At 68.2% G+C, this 16,839-nt stretch carries 15 protein-coding genes and 2 pseudogenes; 5 read left to right on the forward strand and 12 right to left on the reverse strand.

Annotated elements, in window-relative coordinates; genetic code table 11:
* Window positions 1–14: 14 nt before the first annotated feature.
* Together metG and rsmI are read right to left on the reverse strand one after the other, a co-directional pair.
* Window positions 15–1,826, reverse strand: coding sequence for a methionine--tRNA ligase (gene metG, locus RM423_RS17245; protein ID WP_311424284.1), 1,812 nt, complete (start codon window positions 1,824–1,826; stop codon window positions 15–17).
* Window positions 1,827–1,849: 23 nt separating this feature from the next.
* Window positions 1,850–2,728 (reverse strand): 16S rRNA (cytidine(1402)-2'-O)-methyltransferase, encoded by an 879-nt coding sequence (gene rsmI, locus RM423_RS17250; RefSeq protein WP_311424285.1) that lies wholly within the window; start codon window positions 2,726–2,728, stop codon window positions 1,850–1,852.
* A 79-nt stretch (window positions 2,729–2,807) separates the two neighbouring features.
* Between rsmI and RM423_RS17255 the strand changes: the two genes are divergently transcribed.
* Together RM423_RS17255 and RM423_RS17260 are read left to right on the forward strand one after the other, a co-directional pair.
* On the forward strand, window positions 2,808–4,466 hold the full coding sequence (locus RM423_RS17255; protein WP_311424286.1) for a dolichyl-phosphate-mannose--protein mannosyltransferase: 1,659 nt from the start codon (window positions 2,808–2,810) through the stop codon (window positions 4,464–4,466).
* Between the two features lie 103 nt (window positions 4,467–4,569).
* Window positions 4,570–5,067, forward strand: a complete 498-nt coding sequence (locus RM423_RS17260) for a general stress protein (RefSeq protein WP_311424287.1) — start codon at window positions 4,570–4,572, stop codon at window positions 5,065–5,067.
* On the opposite strand, the gene RM423_RS17265 is transcribed toward RM423_RS17260, so the two are convergent.
* From RM423_RS17265 to RM423_RS17290, 6 genes and pseudogenes are all read right to left on the reverse strand, one after another.
* Window positions 5,064–6,254: a saccharopine dehydrogenase family protein gene (locus tag RM423_RS17265; RefSeq protein ID WP_311424288.1), complete on the reverse strand. Its 1,191-nt coding sequence runs from the start codon at window positions 6,252–6,254 to the stop codon at window positions 5,064–5,066. The genes RM423_RS17260 and RM423_RS17265 overlap by 4 nt on opposite strands.
* A gap of 14 nt (window positions 6,255–6,268) precedes the next feature.
* On the reverse strand, window positions 6,269–7,024 hold the full coding sequence (locus RM423_RS17270) for a thioesterase II family protein (protein ID WP_311424289.1): 756 nt from the start codon (window positions 7,022–7,024) through the stop codon (window positions 6,269–6,271).
* A gap of 77 nt (window positions 7,025–7,101) precedes the next feature.
* Window positions 7,102–10,899 carry a methionine synthase gene (metH, locus tag RM423_RS17275; RefSeq protein WP_396327763.1) on the reverse strand — a complete coding sequence of 1,266 codons (3,798 nt, stop codon included), beginning with the start codon at window positions 10,897–10,899 and terminating at the stop codon, window positions 7,102–7,104.
* 148 nt (window positions 10,900–11,047) lie between these two features.
* A pseudogene (locus RM423_RS17280) lies at window positions 11,048–11,302 on the reverse strand (mycothiol transferase); the annotation flags it as partial.
* Window positions 11,303–11,403: 101 nt separating this feature from the next.
* Entirely contained in the window at window positions 11,404–11,652 is a 249-nt protein-coding gene (locus RM423_RS17285; RefSeq protein ID WP_311424291.1) for a hypothetical protein, read from the reverse strand.
* Between the two features lie 84 nt (window positions 11,653–11,736).
* Window positions 11,737–12,619: pseudogene (locus tag RM423_RS17290) on the reverse strand (SDR family oxidoreductase).
* Between the two features lie 114 nt (window positions 12,620–12,733).
* Here RM423_RS17290 and RM423_RS17295 point away from each other — a divergent pair.
* On the forward strand, window positions 12,734–13,297 hold the full coding sequence (locus RM423_RS17295; protein WP_311424293.1) for a TetR/AcrR family transcriptional regulator: 564 nt from the start codon (window positions 12,734–12,736) through the stop codon (window positions 13,295–13,297).
* 106 nt (window positions 13,298–13,403) lie between these two features.
* Here RM423_RS17295 and RM423_RS17300 read toward each other — a convergent pair whose 3' ends face one another.
* On the reverse strand, window positions 13,404–14,009 hold the full coding sequence (locus RM423_RS17300) for an alpha/beta fold hydrolase (RefSeq protein WP_396327765.1): 606 nt from the start codon (window positions 14,007–14,009) through the stop codon (window positions 13,404–13,406).
* Window positions 13,904–14,125, reverse strand: coding sequence for an alpha/beta fold hydrolase (locus RM423_RS17305; protein WP_311424295.1), 222 nt, complete (start codon window positions 14,123–14,125; stop codon window positions 13,904–13,906). Before RM423_RS17305 ends, RM423_RS17300 begins: the two co-directional genes overlap by 106 nt.
* 215 nt (window positions 14,126–14,340) lie before the next feature.
* Here RM423_RS17305 and RM423_RS17310 point away from each other — a divergent pair, with 215 nt between their 5' ends.
* Complete coding sequence (locus RM423_RS17310) at window positions 14,341–14,778, forward strand: pyridoxamine 5'-phosphate oxidase family protein (protein WP_311424296.1); 438 nt, start codon at window positions 14,341–14,343, stop codon at window positions 14,776–14,778.
* A gap of 64 nt (window positions 14,779–14,842) precedes the next feature.
* Here the strand turns inward: RM423_RS17310 and RM423_RS17315 are convergent, their stop codons facing one another.
* On the reverse strand, window positions 14,843–15,250 hold the full coding sequence (locus RM423_RS17315) for a VOC family protein (protein ID WP_311424297.1): 408 nt from the start codon (window positions 15,248–15,250) through the stop codon (window positions 14,843–14,845).
* A 607-nt stretch (window positions 15,251–15,857) separates the two neighbouring features.
* Here RM423_RS17315 and RM423_RS17320 point away from each other — a divergent pair.
* Window positions 15,858–16,070, forward strand: a complete 213-nt coding sequence (locus RM423_RS17320) for a hypothetical protein (RefSeq protein ID WP_311424298.1) — start codon at window positions 15,858–15,860, stop codon at window positions 16,068–16,070.
* Window positions 16,071–16,169: 99 nt separating this feature from the next.
* Here RM423_RS17320 and RM423_RS17325 read toward each other — a convergent pair whose 3' ends face one another.
* Window positions 16,170–16,553, reverse strand: coding sequence for a DUF3224 domain-containing protein (locus RM423_RS17325; protein WP_311424299.1), 384 nt, complete (start codon window positions 16,551–16,553; stop codon window positions 16,170–16,172).
* Window positions 16,554–16,839: the final 286 nt, after the last annotated feature.

Raw genomic sequence — 16,839 nt, forward strand, 5'->3', positions numbered from 1 at the left:
CTTGCCGGGAAGCCTCAGCCACCATCGGTGGCCTTGGCCTCGAGCCGGGCCAGCTCCTCGTCCACCACGGACGGGTCGAGCTTGGTGATGATCGGCGTGGGTGCCGCCAGCTCGCGGCCGACGGCCAGCGGCTGGGACGCCCACACCGCCATGGTCTGGTAGTCCCCGGTGAGCACAGAGTAGGACGGCGAACCGGCCGCGGTCGGCTCGTCGACCTGCACCAGCTCGGGCATTGCGGCCCATACCCCGGTGCCGCCCAGAGCCTCGTGCACCTTGGACGATGACGTCGGCAGGAACGGCGTCATCAGGGTCTTGACGTCGTCGACGACCTGCAGCGTGGTGTGCAGCACCGAAGCCATCCGGGCCGGGTCGGTGTTCTTCAGCTTCCAGGGGGCGGTGTCGGACAGGTACTTGTTCGCCTCGCCGACCAGCTTCATGACCTCGCCCAGCGCGGCCTTCTGGCGGTTCTTGGCGATCAGCCCGCCGATGGTGTCGAACGCGGTAGCTGACGAGGTGAGCAGCGTCCGGTCGGCGTCGGTGAGGTCGCCCGCCGGTGGGATGGAGCCGATGTTCTTGGCGGTCATCGAGATCGTCCGGTTGACCAGGTTGCCCCAGCCCGCGACCAGTTCGTCGTTGTTGCGCCGGACGAACTCGGCCCAGGTGAAGTCGGTGTCCTGGTTCTCGGGACCAGCGCTGGTGAGGTAGTAACGCAGGGCGTCGGCGTCGTAGCGCGACAGCATGTCACCGACATAGATCACGACATTGCGGGACGAGGAGAACTTGCGGCCCTCCATCGTCAGGAACTCCGAGGACACGACGTCATACGGGCGGTTCAGGGCGCCCAGCGGGCCAGGCTTGCCGCCCTTCGCGCCGATCCCGGAGTAGCCGAACAGCATGGCCGGCCAGATCTCGGCGTGGAAGACGATGTTGTCCTTGCCCATGAAGTAATAGGCCTCGGAGTTCGGGTCCTGCCACCACGGCCGCCACGCGTCGGGGTTGCCGGTGCGGGCGGCCCACTCGATCGAGGCCGACAGGTAGCCGATCACCGCGTCGAACCACACGTAGATCTTCTTGTCGTTGCGGTCGCGCCAGCCTTCCAGCGGCACCGGCACGCCCCAGTCCAGGTCCCGGGTGATCGCGCGTGGCTTGAGGTCATCGAGCAGGTTCAAGGCGAACTTCTGGACATTGGAACGCCAGTGCCCCTGCTTGCGCAGCCAGTCCGAGATCACGTCGGAGAACGCCGGCAGGTCGAGGAAGAACTGCTCGGTCTCGACGAACTTCGGGGTCTCGCCGTTGATCTTCGACCGCGGGTTGATGAGGTCGACCGGGTCCAACTGGTTGCCGCAGTTGTCGCACTGGTCGCCGCGCGCGTCCGGATAGCCGCAGATCGGGCAGGTTCCCTCGATGTAGCGGTCGGGCAGGGTGCGCCCGGTGGACGGGCTGATCGCGCCCAGCTCGGTGCGCGGAAAGATGTAGCCGTTGTCGAGCAGGCCCAGGAACAGCTGCTGGGTGACCGCGTAGTGGTTCGTCGTGGTGGTGCGGGTGAACAGGTCGTAGGACAGGCCGAGCTGCTGCAGGTCCTTGGCGATGACCAGGCTGTTGCGGTCGGCGAGCTCCCGCTCCGAGATGCCCTCACGCTCGGCCTGCACCTGGATCGGCGTGCCGTGCTCGTCGGTTCCCGACACCATCAGGACGTTGTTGCCGGCCATCCGCTGATAGCGGCTGAAGACGTCCGAGGGCACGCCGAAGCCGGCCACGTGGCCGATGTGCCGGGGACCGTTGGCGTACGGCCAGGCCACGGCGGTCAGGATGTTGGTGGGGCTCATGCCGCTAACACTAGTGACGCCGGTTAACTCGATTTGGCCGCCACCACGGCGTCGAACACCACCCGCTTGGCCACCCCCGCCGATGCCGTCACGGCCGCGATCGCCTCCTTGCGGCTCTCGCCGGCAACCTCCCGGGCGCGGACCTGCTCGGCCAGCTCGGCGGGGGTGAGGGCCGCCTCGACCCGCGGCGCGCCGGCGACCACCAGGGTGATCTCGCCCCGGACCTCGCCGGCCGCCGCCCACTCGACCAGCTCGGCCAGCGAGCCCCGGCGCACCTCTTCATAGGTCTTGGTCAGCTCACGGCACACCGCCGCGCGGCGCCCCGCTCCGAACGCCGCGGCCAGGTCGGCCAGCGACTCGGCGACCCGGTGCGGTGACTCGAAGAACACCATCGTCCGGCGCTCGGTGGCCAGCTCGGCCAGCAGCTTGCGGCGCTCGCCGGCCTTGCGGGGCAGGAAGCCCTCGAAGCAGAACCGGTCCACCGGCAGCCCGGACACCCCGATGGCCGTGGTCACGGCCGACGGGCCGGGAAGCGACGTCACCGGCAGGTCCTCGGCAATGGCGGCCACCACCAGCCGGTACCCGGGATCGGACACCGACGGCATTCCGGCATCGGTCACCACCAGCACGTCCTGGCCACTCCGCAGCAGCTCCAGCAACTGCGGCACCCGGCCGTCCTCGTTGCCCTCGAAGAAGGACAGCACCCGGCCGGAGAGCGTCACCCCGAGGTCGCTGGCCAGCCGGTGCAGCCGGCGGGTGTCCTCGGCCGCGATCACCGGCGCCGTGGCCAGGGCGTGCGCCAGGCCGGTGGAGGCGTCCGAGGGCCGTCCCAGCGGCGCACCTGCCAGGATCACCCGGCCCGGCTCCGCACCGCCCTGGCCGATGCTGTCAGACGTCGCCATTCGGACTCCTTTCGCCTGGTTTGTGGCCGATCCTCACTCCTGAGCCAGTTCCATAGCTGCAGACCCTACGATTAGCGCCGTGACAGCCGTCCCCGTGCTCGCCGCCCGCTCCGAATCGCGGGCAGTTCCGGCGACCCGGCAGGTGCCGGCGGCGCTGACCCGATGGCGGCCGGACGCACCGCTGCGAAGCTGGCTGTGGGCGTTGGCGGTCACCGCGCTGGCCGCCGGAACCCGGTTCTGGGCGCTGGGCTTTCCGGAATCCAAGAGCTTCGACGAGTTGTACTACGCCACCGAGGCGCAGGAGATGTTGCGCTACGGCTACGAGGACAACCGCGATTACATGTTCATCGTGCATCCGCCGCTGGGAAAGTGGCTGATCGCGATCACCTCGGCGATCTTCGGCAACGACGCGGTCGGCTGGCGGGCCGCTCCCGCGGTGGCCGGGGTGGTCAGCGTGCTGATTCTGGTGCGGCTGGCCCAGCGGATGCTCCGGTCCACGCTGCTGGGTGTGCTCGCCGGAACGCTGCTGGCGCTCGACGGCATCTCACTCGTCATGTCCCGGGTCGCGCTGCTCGACATCTTTCTGCAGACGTTCATCCTCGCCGGCTTCGCGGCACTCGTCATCGACCGTGACCAGCTGCGTGGCCGGCTCGGGGACCTCTATGCCGCCGGCGTGGATCTCAGCCGCGGTGTGCCGAGCCTCGGTCCGCGCCCGTGGCGGTTGATCGGTGGCGTCCTGCTCGGCCTGGCGTTCGGGGTGAAGTGGAGCGCGCTGTCTTTCTGGGGCGCCTTCGCCGTGCTGTCGCTGGTGTGGGACCGGGGCGCGTGGAAGAGCGCCGGGGTCGAGCACCCCTGGTTGGCGGTTCTCAAGCGCTCGCTGCCGGCCGCGGTGTTCTCGCTCGGCCTGGCGCCGCTGGCAGCGTACTTCCTGACCTGGACGGGCTGGTTCGTCGGTGAGAACTCCTGGAACCGGCACTGGGGCGACATCCATTCCGGCACCGGGCTGTTCGCGCTGCTGCCCTCGGGATTCCGCAGCCTGCTCGACTACCACCACCAGGCGTACCTGTTCCACAGCCACCTGTACGACCCGCACGCCTACAAGGCCAACCCGTGGTCCTGGCTCGTCCTGGGACGGCCGACCTCGTTCTACGCACCCTCGGGCGTCACCGGCTGCGGGTCCACCAGCTGCACCCGCGAGATCCTGCTGATCGGCACGCCGATCGAGTACTGGGCGATCATCCCGGCCCTGCTCTGGTGCCTCTGGCAGTGGGCGACCACCCGCGACTGGCGGGCCGGCACGGTGCTGATGGCGTTCCTGGCCGGCTGGGGTGTCTGGCTCCAGAACACCCGGCGGACCGGCTTCCTCTTCTACATGACGCCGCTGATGCCGTTCCTGATGCTGGCCCTCACCCTGGCCGTCGGGGCGATGCTGAGCCGGTCCCCGGGCGACACGGTACCCGAACCGGCGTCCACGCCGACGCACGGCGCTGCCCTGAACGGGTTCGACGATCCGGCCGAGAACCGCGACGCCGATCGGGACGCGGTGCGCACCGTCGGGCTGCGCGAGTGGATCGCCCTGCACGGCATCTCGATGAGCCTGTTGCTGCGGGCTGCGGTGGTGTCGCTGTGGCTCGGCGCGGTGGCCGCCGACTTCGTCTGGATGTGGCCGCTGTTCACCGGCGGCATGCTCACCAACCACGACTGGCAGCTTCGGATGTGGTTCCCGGGCTGGATCTGAGCCGGCTCGCGATGTCCGGCGCGTCGGGAACCTCGCGGCTCGCGCCGATCGTTACCCGAATCAGAGGACCCACCGACGTCCGATGAGATGGCAGGCTTGAGCTATGGCGATGACACCGAACGTGCCGAACATCCCGCGTCCCGGGCTGGACCTGGAATTCCCGCTGTCGCTGGGGGTCTACCCGAATTACCCGGAGGCGCAGAAAGTCGTCGACTTTCTCTCGGACCACGAGTTCGAAGTCCAGAACGTGGCGATCGTCGGCACCGAGCTGAAGACCGTCGAGCGAGTCACCGGCCGGATCACCAGGGCCAAGGTGGGCTTGGCCGGGGCGATCTCGGGCCTGTGGATGGGGCTGTTCGTCGGCCTGGCATTCTCGATCTTCGGCAGCGGCAACCAGCTCGGCTTCCTGATCAGCACCCCCATCTTCGGCGCCATCTTCGGCCTCGTGTGGAGCCAGATCGGGTTCACGGCGGTGACCCGCCACGGCGCGCGTGACTTCTCGTCGGTGAGCCAGGTCGTCGCCACGAAGTACGAGGTACTGGTCGAGCACCGGTTTGCCGAGCGCGCGCGGGAGCTGCTCTCGAGCCTGCCGGCGGTCTAGCGGTCCGCCGACCCGGCGCGCACCGTGCGGAAGGTGAGCCCCGCCGCGGTGAGCCGGCCGGTCAGCGCATCGCCCATGGCGACTGCGGTGGTCACCTGGCCGGCCGTGTCCGGCAGCTCGTCGAAGGCCAGGCTCAGCGCGGACTCGGCGAGCATCTTCGACGTCTCGCCGTAGCCCGGATCGCCGCCGGACACCTCCGTGACCACCCGCTGTCCGCCGCCGGTCGCGGTGAAGCGGACGGTGAACCAGCCCTTCGCCCGGCGCTCGGGTGAAGGCCCCGAGCTTTCCGGAATGCGGCGTAGCAGCAGTTCCCGCGCGGGTCGCACCTTCACCACGCCGGCCAGCGCGGTGACGCCCAGTGCCGTCGCCACCGCGACCGGAAGCCGCCGCACGCCTACGTAATGGTGGTAGGTGAAGTCCGGGCCGTAGCGCGGCAGCACCCGGCCGGAGCGGGCGACTATCTGGGGGTCGATGGTGGGCAGCGGCAGCAGCCACAGGCCGTCCTCCCGGCGCGGCCGCGTCGCCACCGCCTGGGACCGGCGAGCGCCCTGGCCCGGCTGGGACCTCTCGAGAGCGCGGCGAGCCTGTCCCGCGGTGGCCCCGTTGCGTTGCCGCGACAGCGCCGCGACAACCGAGCGCAGGGTGCCACCGGACGGCATGCCACCGGCACGTACCACCCCGTACACGGTGATCGGTACGTCCTCGGGCAACTGGCCGACGGTGAAGTACACGCCCAGATCGTGTGGAATCGAATCGAACCCGCAGCAGTGCACCAGCCGCACCCCGGTCCGTACCGCGGTCTCGTGGTGGCGGGCGTACATCAGGTCGACGAACTCCTGCTCCCCGGTGAGATCGACGTAGTCGGTGCCGGCCGTCGCGCACGCGGCCACCAGCGGCTCGCCGTGGATGATGTAGGGGCCGACGGTGCTGATCACGACCCGGGACGCCTCGGCCACGGCACGCAGCGACTCGGCGTCGGTCACATCCGCGAGCAGCAGCGGCAGCTTCGCCAGCCCGGCGTCGACGGCGGCCAGTCGGGACCGGACCGCCTCCAGCTTGCCGCGGTTGCGGCCCGCGAGCGCCCATCGGCAACCGGCCGGAACGTGCCGCGCCAGGTAGTCGGCGGTCAGCTCGCCGGTGAAACCGCTGGCGCCGAACAGGACGATGTCGTACGTGCGGTCAGCCATGCGACCTCTCGGCATCAGCGAGCGCGTTCGACCAGCAGGGCCGCGAGGGCGTCCTGCTGAGTGGTGAGAAAGAAGTGGCCGCCGGGGTAGCTCCGGAGCTCGAACTCACCCGTGGTGTGCTCGGACCACGCCTGGCACTCGGCCTCGCTGGTGTACGGGTCGTCCTTCCCCATCAACGCCACGATGGGGCAGCTCAGTGCCGGCCCGGACGTCCAGCGGTAGGTCTCGATGGCGGTGTAGTCGGCGCGGATTCCGGGCAGCACCAGCTCGAGCAGCGCGGGGTCGGTCAGCGGGGAGTCGGTTCCGTTGAGGTTGCGGATCTCGGCGAGCAGCTCGGCGTCACCACGGGTGTGCACATCCTCGGTACGGCGTCGCGCGGTGCCCGGAGCGCGACGGCCGGAGGCGAACAGCGTGACCGGCGAACGCCCCAGGTCCTGTTCGCAGCGCAGCGCCACCTCGAACGCCAGCACCGCGCCCAGGCTGTGGCCGAAGAGCTGGAACGGCCGGCCGCTCGCCAGCGCCGGCGAGGTGCGCAGCGCTGCGAACGTCTCGTCGGCCAGGGTGTTCAGGTCGGTTATCAGCGGTTCCCGGAACCGGTCGAGGCGTCCGGGGTACTGAACCGCGAAGACGTCGATGGTCGGCGCGAGCGCCTCGGACATGCCGAAGAAGAATGGCGCTGAGCCGCCTGCGTGCGGAAGGAACACCGCCGAGCTGGGCGCCTGCGGTAGCGGCTTGAACTGCCGGAGCCAGCTGCTGGTCGCGGTCGTCACGTTTCGAGCATAGAGATCACCGCATCCCAGCCGGAACCGGGCGTTAGTCGTTCGATCGCGTTACACGTCCGATCGCGTTACTCGTTGTCCGATCGGTAGCCCAGGTTCGGCGACAGCCACTTCTCCGCTTCGGCGACCGTCCAACCCTTGCGCTCGGCGTAGCTCTGCACCTGGTCCCGGCCGACGTGCCCGAGGACGAAGTACTGGGACTGCGGATGCGAGAAGTAGAAGCCGCTGACGGACGCGCCCGGCCACATGGCCATGCTCTCGGTCAGCTCGATACCGGTGTTGGCCTTGACGTCGAGCAACTCCCAGAGCGTTTGCTTCTCGGTGTGCTCAGGGCACGCGGGATAGCCCGGTGCGGGCCGGATTCCGACGTAGCGCTCCTTGATCAGCGACTCCGCGTCCATCGCCTCGTCCGGCTGGTAGGCCCAGAACTCGGTACGGACCCGCTCGTGCAGCCGCTCGGCGAAGGCCTCGGCCAGCCGGTCGGCGAGTGACTCCAGCAGGATCGCGCTGTAGTCGTCCAGGGCCGCCTTGAACTCCGAGACCTTGGCGGCGCTGCCGAGCCCCGCGGTGACGGCGAACCCGCCGACGTAGTCGCGGAGTCCGGTGTCCTTGGGCGCGACGAAGTCGGCCAGCGACCGGTGCGGAACGCCGGGCCGGTGCTCGGTCTGCTGCCGCAGCTGCCGCAGGGTGGTGAGCACCTCGGCGCGCGACTCGTCGGTGTAGACCTCGATGTCGTCGTCGTTCACCGTGTTCGCCGGGAACAGCCCGAGCACGCCGGACGCGGTCAGCCACTTCTCGGCGATGAGCTGGTCGAGCATCTTCTGGGCGTCTTCCCACAACCTGCGGGCCGCTTCTCCCGACGCCGGGTTGTTCAGGATGTCGGGGAACTTGCCCTTCATCTCCCAGGCGTTGAAGAAGGGCTGCCAGTCGATGTATTCACGCAGCTCGGACAGCGGGTAGTCGTGGAACGTCTTGACGAACTGGACCGTCATCGGCGGCCGGTGGTCGTCGGTGTGGACGTCGCGAGCCTGCTGGGTGATCAGCCGCGGCCGTGGTGGCCGGTAGTCGGTCCAGTCGATCGGCGTGCGGTCGGCCCGCGCCGCGGCGATGGGCAGCAGCACCTTGGCCTCGCTGCGGGCGGCGTAACGCTCGCGCAGGGAGTCGTAGTCCACCTGGAGCTCTTCGAGCAGCGCCGGACGCTGATCGTCGGACAGCAGTGCGGCGACGACGGGCACCGATCGGGACGCGTCCTTCACCCAGATCACCGGACCGTGGTACTTCTTGTCAACCTTCACCGCGGTGTGTGCCCGGGACGTCGTCGCGCCGCCGATCATCAGCGGAATCTCGAAGCCCTGGCGCTCCATCTCGGAGGCGAAGTTGACCATCTCGTCCAGCGAGGGGGTGATCAGGCCGGACAGCCCGATGACGTCCGCGCCGTGCTCCTTCGCGGCGTCCAGGATCTTCTGGGCGGGCACCATCACGCCGAGGTCGATGACGTCGTAGTTGTTGCACTGCAGCACGACGCCGACGATGTTCTTGCCGATGTCGTGCACGTCGCCCTTGACCGTGGCCATGATGACGGTGCCATTGCTTCGTCCGGCATCCTCGGGAGACTTGCCAGCCTCGATGAACGGGATCAGGTAGGCGACGGCCTTCTTCATCACCCGTGCCGACTTCACCACCTGCGGCAAGAACATCTTGCCTGCCCCGAACAGGTCGCCGACGACGTTCATGCCGGCCATCAGCGGGCCCTCGATGACCTCGATCGGCTGACCGCCACGGCCCTCGATGAGCGCACGCAGCTCTTCGGTGTCGGTCTCGGCGTAGGCGTCAATGCCCTTGACCAGCGCGTGTGTGATGCGCTCGCCGACGGGCAACTCGCGCCACTCCTCGTTGGCCGCCTCGGCCTTCTTGCCGTCGCCGGCGAACTCGGTCGCGATCTCGAGCAGCCGCTCGGTGGAGTCGGGGCGGCGGTTGAGGATCACGTCCTCGATGCGCTCGCGCAGCCGCGCGTCGACCTCGTCGTAGACGACCAGCGCACCGGCGTTGACGATGCCCATGTCCATGCCCGCGGCGATCGCGTGGTAGAGGAACACCGCGTGGATCGCCTCGCGCACGGCGTTGTTGCCGCGGAATGAGAAGGACACGTTCGACACGCCACCGGACACCATCGCGCCGGGCAGGGTCTGCTTGATCCAGCGGGTGGCCTCGATGAAGTCGACGCCGTAGTTGGCGTGCTCCTCGATGCCGGTGGCCACCGCGAAGATGTTCGGGTCGAAGATGATGTCCTCGGCGGGAAAGCCGAGCTCGTCCACCAGGATGCGATAGGCCCGGGCGCAGATGGTCTTGCGCCGTTCGAGGTTGTCCGCCTGGCCCTGCTCGTCGAAGGCCATGACCACGATCGCGGCGCCGTACTTGCGGCACAGCGCGGCTTCGCGGCGGAACTTGTCCTCGCCTTCCTTCATCGAGATCGAGTTGACGATCGGCTTGCCCTGCACGCAGCGCAGACCGGCCTCGATGACCTCGAACTTGGAGGAGTCGACCATCAGCGGCACCCGGCTGATGTCGGGCTCGCTGGCGATCAGCTTGACGAAGCGGTCCATCGCCGCGACGCCGTCGATCATCCCCTCGTCCATGTTGATGTCGAGAACCTGAGCGCCGTTCTCGACCTGCTGCCGGGCGACCGTCAGTGCGGTGTTGTAGTCGCCGTCGCGGATGAGGTTGCGGAACTTGGCGGAACCGGTGATGTTGGTGCGCTCGCCGACGTTGACGAACAGCGACTCCGGCACAATCGTCAGCGGCTCGAGGCCGGACAGCCGGCAGGCCGGCTCACGGACGGACGGCACCCGCGGCGTGACGCCGGCGACAGAGGTGGCCATTGCGGTGATGTGCTCGGGCGTGGTGCCGCAGCAGCCGCCGAGCAGGTTGATCAGCCCGCTCTCGGCGAACTCGCGCACCACGGCCGCGGTCTGGTCCGGTGCCTCGTCGTACTCGCCGAAGGCATTGGGCAGGCCGGCGTTGGGGTAGCAGGACACGAAGCAGTCGGCCACTCGGGCAATCTCGGCCAGGTACGGGCGCATCTCGTGGGCGCCCAGGGCGCAGTTCAGCCCGATCAGCAACGGCTTGGCGTGGCGCACCGAGTTCCAGAAGGCTTCGGTCACCTGACCCGACAGCGTGCGTCCGGAGGCATCGGTGATGGTGCCCGAGATCATCACCGGCCACCTGCGGCCGCGCTCCTCGAAGAGTGTTTCGAGCGCGAAGATGGCGGCCTTGGCGTTCAGGGTGTCGAAGATCGTCTCGATGAGCAGCAGGTCGGCACCGCCGTCGACCAGGCCGTTCGCCTGCTCCAGGTAGGCCTCGACCAGCTCCAGATAGGTGACGTTGCGCGCGCCGGGGTCATTGACGTCGGGCGAGATGGACGCCGTCCGGTTGGTGGGTCCGAGCGCGCCGGCGACGTAGCGGGGACGGCTGGGGTCCGCGGCCGTGACCTCGTCGCAGGCGGCGCGGGCCAGCCGCGCGGACTCGAAGTTCAGCTCGTAGGCCAGCTCCTGCATGCCGTAGTCGGCCAGGGAGATCTTCTGCGCGTTGAACGTGTTCGTCTCGACCAGGTCCGAACCGGCGTCGAGATAGGCTCGGTGGATCGCGGTGATCGCTTCGGGTTGGGTGAGGCTCAGCAGGTCGTTGTTGCCCTTGAGGTCGCGGTGCCAGTCGGCGAACCGGGTGCCGCGGTACTCCTCTTCACTGAACACGTGCCGCTGGATCATGGTGCCCATCGCGCCGTCCAACACGAGAATGCGCGACTTCAGCATGGCGGACAGGGCGTCCGTCGCGTCGGGGCGGAGCAATGACGTCTCTGGCACGGGCATATTCCTCGATGGCTGGGCTGGTGCAAGACCTGCGGCGTGGGCGGTGGCGACTCCGGCAGCGTTGGCTGTCCAGAAGTCTACGGCTAGTCACCGACGACGACGTTTCATTAACGACCCGGGCGGGGCTGGGCTGTGCGGGCCGCTCTCGTCACTCCCCCGTCACGCCCGCCAGGATTTCGCAGGCGATGTCCAGATGCCCCGCATGCCGGGCGTACTCCTGCTGGACGTGCAGCAGGATCGACAGCAGAGTGGGGGTCGGGCCGGCCTCGGCGCTGAATCGTCCGCCCGGGCTCGCCACATCCGTCAGCGTTGCGCCCGTGACGATCTGCCTGGTCAGCCCGCCCTGCTCGGCCAGTTCTTGTACCAATTGCTCGACGGTTCGGTCCGGAAGAGCGCGCCTATCGGAGCGCCGGCTGCGCTCAGACGGCGGTCACTCGCGTCAGCCCGCCGCCCGCGCTGCCGAGGTGCTGCCACAGGCCGTGGACGGTGGCCCCAACCATGCCGCTACTCAACAGTGGAGCAGGACAGGAGTTCGGCGTGCCACCGGAGGCGGTGACGATTCTGCCGGGACGTTCGGCGCCGGATCACGGGGGCGATCATGGGCTGGCGTCGTAGGTGACCCAGTGGGTGCGGGGCGGCGACGATGTCGTAGAGCAGCTGGGCCTGGTCGTAGAGCAGCTGGGCCTGGTGGTTGTCCTCGGCGGTGATCCAGCGGACGACGGAGTAGCCGTGTTCCCGGGCCGTCGCTTGCAAGCGGGGTTGATCAGGGCGCGGCCGATGCCGCGTCCTTGACGAGCTCGAGTGCCGTGGAGTCGGTCTGCTGCATCTCGTGTGCCCCTAGCCGGCGGATGTCGCGTCGGCCTCGACCGCGAGGTCGTGCTCGTCGTCGAGGTCTGCCAGGAGGCCGGGCCGGGTCGGCATCCAGCCGAGCGTGTCGCGGGTGATCTGGCTGGAGGTGGGGTTGTCCAGGTTGATGAAGATGCTCAGGTGGCCGAAGTGCTGCTCGGCGTCCTCGTCGGCGACGGGCGCGATCGGAACGCCGAGACGCCGGCCGATCACCGTGGCGATGTCGCGTAGGGTGATGCCTTCCTCGGCGACGGCGTGCAGCCGGGCCCCCGCGGGCGCGGACTCGAGCGCCCGGCGGTAGAGACGGCCGACGTCGCGCGTGGAGCAGGACGGCCAGCGGTTGCTCCCGTCGCCCAGGTAGCCAGCGACCCCCGTCGCGCGGGCGACCGTGATCAGGCCAGAGACGAAGCCGTAACTGCCGAGGCTATGCACGGTCGGCGGCAGCCGGACGACCGAGGACCGCACGCCCTGCTCGGCGAGCGCGATCACGGTGTTCTCGGCATCGACCCGCGGACCACCGGGCATCACGTCGCGCTCTGTGAGCCGCCCTTGGAAACCGGCGAGGCCCAGCGCGCCAGTCGCGCAGGTCCCGACAAAGGCCTTGTCCGACCCGGTGAGCGCAGCGCCCATCGCCTCGATCGCCCGCAGGTCCGCGGCGACAGCGCCGGCCATGTCACCCGAGTGCTGTTCCTCGTGCTTGAACGCGAGGTGGATGACGCCATCGGCCTCGTCGCACGTCGGCCCCGAGCGCCTCCACAGCGGCCGCCGCACGGTCCGAGCGGGCCAGCCCGGTGACGAAATGACCGGCAGACAGCAGCTCCGGGATGACTGCGGAGGCGATGTGCCCGGAGGAACCGGTGACGAACACGCGCATAGCTGAATCTCCTTCACGGCATCGCAGCACGACAAGCCTACGACAGTGATTGCAGTTTATGAAATCACTGTAGCATCGCCGACTGCACGTGGTGCAGTCGATACGCTTCGAGGCATGCCGCGATGGGAACCGGACGGAGTCGAGCGCCTGCAAGCTGCCGCCTTCGAACTCTTCGACGAACAAGGGTTCGAGCACACCACGGTCGCCGAGATCGCCCAGCGGGCAGGGCTCACCCAGCGGACGTTCTTCAACCACTTCGCCGACAAGCGAGAGGTGCTCTTCGGCCTGAGCTCAGAATTTCAGCAAGAGATCGTCCGCGAAATCGCCGCCTGCGCCGACACATTGCCGCCCCTCGACGCTGTCGTGCGCGCCCTGCAAGCCGCTGCCGACACGATGTTCGAGGAACGCCGCGCCGCGGTGACCCGCCGCCACAAGATCGTCGACGCCAACCCGGAGCTGCAGGAGCGCGAGCTCAGCAAGCGGGCCGCGCTCACCGACGCCATCGCCGCCGCGCTCCACGCGCGAGGTCTCGACCCCGAAATCGCGCTCCTCACGGCCGGCGCCGGCATGCTCGTGCAGCAGACGGCCATCCAGCGATGGACGCAGCCAGCCGAGAGCCGCCCCCTGCGGGAGCTTCTGTCCGCCGCGCTGCACTCGCTGCGCACCACCGTCAGCTAGAGCCGGTCGACGCCTCGCCCCTCCCGGACCTAACCGGAGCGAGCACAGCCCAGCCTGTCCTGCCCGACCCGCTGCGGCAATCCGCGTCCCGTAAGACGTTCCCGGCCTACTGCGAGAGACAGGCGCGAAGCCGGCGCGGTCGGTTCCGAGCCAGTTGAGGACGGTCTCCACGAAAGCGTCGGGCTGGGACTCGTGGACGTCGTGTCCGGCGGAGAGGGTCACCAGGGTCCAGGGTGCAGTCCGGCACGGCTCTGGCGACGTCGACCAGCAGGTCCTGCGGGACGTGACTGGTCGGGCCTCCGCCGACGAGCAGGGTCGGCGCCGTGATCTCGGGCAGGTGCTTCCACCACCGCAGGGACGGGTCGTTGACCTCATCGACAATGGCGGGTACGACGACCCAGTCGAACGGGAGCTCTCCTGCAGGGCGGGCAGGCACGGGTCGCTCACGGGGAAACGGCGGCGGTGCGTCCTCCACCACCAGTCGGGCGATGCGGCCGGGTTGGGCTTGCGCGACCAGGTAGGCGACGGTGCCGCCCATCGAGTGCCCGACCAGGACGAGATCTTGTAGGTCAAGAGCGACTAGAACGCCGAGCACGTCGTCTCGCATCAGGTGAACGAGTACATCCCCGGCCAAGTGTTCGCGCCGTGGCCACGCAGGTCGAGCGCCACGATCCGGAACCGCGTCGCGAACCGCGCTGCCACCTCGTCCCAGGTTGCCGCCTGCTCGCCAAGAGCGTGGAGCAGCACCATTGCGGGCGAGTCCGGGTCGCCAGACAGCTGGCAGCTGATCACGAGCCCGTCCGCCAGCGGAACCTCTCGCACCTCCACGCAGCCGACCGTACGTCTACCTCGGTCACAGCGGTCACGTACTGGTCTCCACCCGCTCGGCGATGCGCCCGCCGTCCCCGCAGGACGATCCGCTACTGACACAGCGACGGGCTGGCGCCAGGGGGGACTTGAACCCCGACCCGCCGTCTCCATCGCCCACCCGAGGTTCCCGGGAACCGGGACGATGTCGTGCCCTCGTGCATATGCTCACCGTCGTGACCTCATGGAGGGACTTTGCCGCGGACGCGCCGTCACTCGCCACGACCGTCCGCCGCACCTTCGCGATCCGCAAGCACGCCACCATGGCATCGATACGACGTGACGGGTCGCCACGCATCAGCGGGACCGAGGTCGACTTCGCCGGTGACGGCGAGATCTACCTCGAAATGATGCCGGGGGCCAAGCGCGCGGGTGATCTCCGCCGCGACCCACGCCTAGCGCTGCACTGCCCGACCGAGGACACTCCCGTCGAAGATCCAGCGAGCTGGCTCGGCGACGGAAAAATCACCGGGCACGCCATAGAGGTAGAGCCTCATCGGTTCCGCATCGACATCGAGACCGTCGTCCTGACCAGGGTCGCGCCAGGTGGTGGGGAGCTTGAGATCACCACTTGGCGTAGCGACGGACACCAGGCAACGGTCCGTCGAAGCTGACTCGGGCTACCTAGTCGACGGATCAGGTTCCGCGCCACTCAGCACAGTGTCGTAGGAGGATCCGCTACTGCGACGGTGGGGGGTGGCCGCCGGGCGTAGCAGCTCGCCGCTCGGTGATTCGTAGGTAATAGCCGCTGGGATCGAGCAGACGGAAGTCTCGCAGGCCCCAAGGTCGTGCTTGCAGGTCCTCCACCAGAGGCCAACCAGCTCGCTGCACCCGGTCGAGTTCATCGACAAGGTCGTCGACCTCGAAGACGAGCTCCACGCCGGTCGGCGGCCGGCGAGAGCCTCGGTGTCCTTGGTCCTGTCGACCCGCCGCACCGATACGGACACCGTCCCGTTGGACGGCCAGGTATGGCTGGGGATCGTCACGCTGATCCGCGGCGAGGCTGAACCCGAGCACGCGGGTGTAGAAGTCGGTTGTGGCGTCGAGGTCGGAGGGGAAGATCTCGAACCGCACAGTCATCGGCATGGGCACAAGTCTCTCAGCCAGAACGTGCGGCCAGGGATCCCCCTGCGAGACGCCGGGCCTCGGGCCAAATAGCGCTGCGAGAACACCGCCAGATAGCGCTGCAAGTCACAGCGCCGCTTGGCCACCCGCCGGCAGTGGACAGCGGCGAGGACCTTGACCGTCGCGTATGACGCACCTGCCCGGACAGGATTCCCTCGTGACACGGCGGTGCCGCGCTGGCAGATTGGCGCTTATTCGACCGAGAGGAGGTGCGACACCCATGTCCCTGGTGGTTCCCGCGCCTCGTGGAGCTGACTGACCGACCGGCAGCAGCGGGGAGGCGCCCCCTTCGAGAGGTCGCTCGAAATCAAAGACTCAAAGAAGAACTACGTCGCTGGCGCTCGGCTTGAATCCGGAATCGTCGTCCGTGTTCGAGAAGATGTTCTGCGAGATCGCAAATACGGGCGCACCCGGTTCGGTACGCGACGCGGTTTCCGTCGCCGCGTACTGAGCGCGTATCCCCGGGTCATCTCGTGGCCGTCGGGACAGCGCCGGGCGGTGCCGAGGTCGTTGTTTGGCGCTGGTACGACGCCATCGTCCTCGGCGTGGAGACCGGCCTGATCAGAATGTGGGAGCCATCCCACGCGAAGTGCTGGCACAGCCACGCACCATCCACCATCATCATGAGGTCGGAAGTCGGGCCTACCTGTCCGCCGGTCTACCCGGCGCGGACTGGTGGGTCGCCGGACGCGCCACTGGCAAGGCCCAAGACGCCGCGGTTGAATTAGACGAGGTCGAGCGCCTGTACACCCAACACGACCTCTGGCACAGCCTGATCTGACAGACGGCATTCGCCCATCCACGGTGCGAAGCCGACGGACAATTAGATCAGCTGCCCGGTAGCCGACCCTTGGGTTCTCATTCGGCCGCCAGCAGATGTTCAGAGCTCGTACGCCAGCTCGTACCGGTGGGTCCCGTCCTCTTCGATGGTCAGGTGGAAGGTGCCGACGATGCCGTCGAACGCGCCACGGCCAGATCCAGGCACCACCTCGTAGTGCAGAGTTTGCGACCCACGGTGCATTCTCCCGAGCTGCTGAAGCGCGAAACCGCCCTCGCGTTCGCCTATGCGACCGCGAACAGTCTCGATCGCCACGTAACCCGCTTCTCCGACCTGCGGATTACCGCAAGAGAGCATCACGCCCATTCCGGTGGCTTCAAGGTCACCCAAGAAAGTTTTCGTGAAGTCGAACCGGCTAACGGCCCCCTCCATTTCGGCCGTCACCGGTGTCATCACAACGTTGAAGGTTCCGCGCGCGGTGCTCATGGCCGCGAGCGTAGTCAGGACCGCTGCTCGTGAACATCGAACCAGGCTGCGATCGCGCGGTGACACATCCGGGTTGGCTGCAACTCCGATCAACTTGTGCCTCATGAGGGACCGTCACGCTCGCGACCTTCCATGCCGACTGCGTTCCGGCATGCCGTTCCTTGGGTTCTCGCGGTGATCGCAACACCTGACTGAGTGGAGGTGTTGACCATGCGGTTCGCTAATCACATGATCACGGAGAACGTGCAGGTGTTTTGGGCCGAGTTGCAGCGTGGCGAGTTCATCA

Source organism: Jatrophihabitans lederbergiae (assembly GCF_031845305.1).
GTDB classification, from domain to species: Bacteria; Actinomycetota; Actinomycetes; order Mycobacteriales; family Jatrophihabitantaceae; genus Jatrophihabitans_A; species Jatrophihabitans_A lederbergiae.

Coding starts and splice junctions, on each gene's coding strand:
- RM423_RS17265 (WP_311424288.1), bottom strand. CDS start 6,254: ATGGCTGACCGCACGTACGACATCGTCCTGTTCGGCGCCAGCGGTTTC.
- RM423_RS17260 (WP_311424287.1), top strand. CDS start 4,570: ATGGCGATGACACCGAACGTGCCGAACATCCCGCGTCCCGGGCTGGAC.
- RM423_RS17295 (WP_311424293.1), top strand. CDS start 12,734: ATGCCGCGATGGGAACCGGACGGAGTCGAGCGCCTGCAAGCTGCCGCC.
- RM423_RS17325 (WP_311424299.1), bottom strand. CDS start 16,553: ATGAGCACCGCGCGCGGAACCTTCAACGTTGTGATGACACCGGTGACG.
- metH (WP_396327763.1), bottom strand. CDS start 10,899: ATGCCCGTGCCAGAGACGTCATTGCTCCGCCCCGACGCGACGGACGCC.
- metG (WP_311424284.1), bottom strand. CDS start 1,826: ATGAGCCCCACCAACATCCTGACCGCCGTGGCCTGGCCGTACGCCAAC.
- rsmI (WP_311424285.1), bottom strand. CDS start 2,728: ATGGCGACGTCTGACAGCATCGGCCAGGGCGGTGCGGAGCCGGGCCGG.
- RM423_RS17315 (WP_311424297.1), bottom strand. CDS start 15,250: ATGCCGATGACTGTGCGGTTCGAGATCTTCCCCTCCGACCTCGACGCC.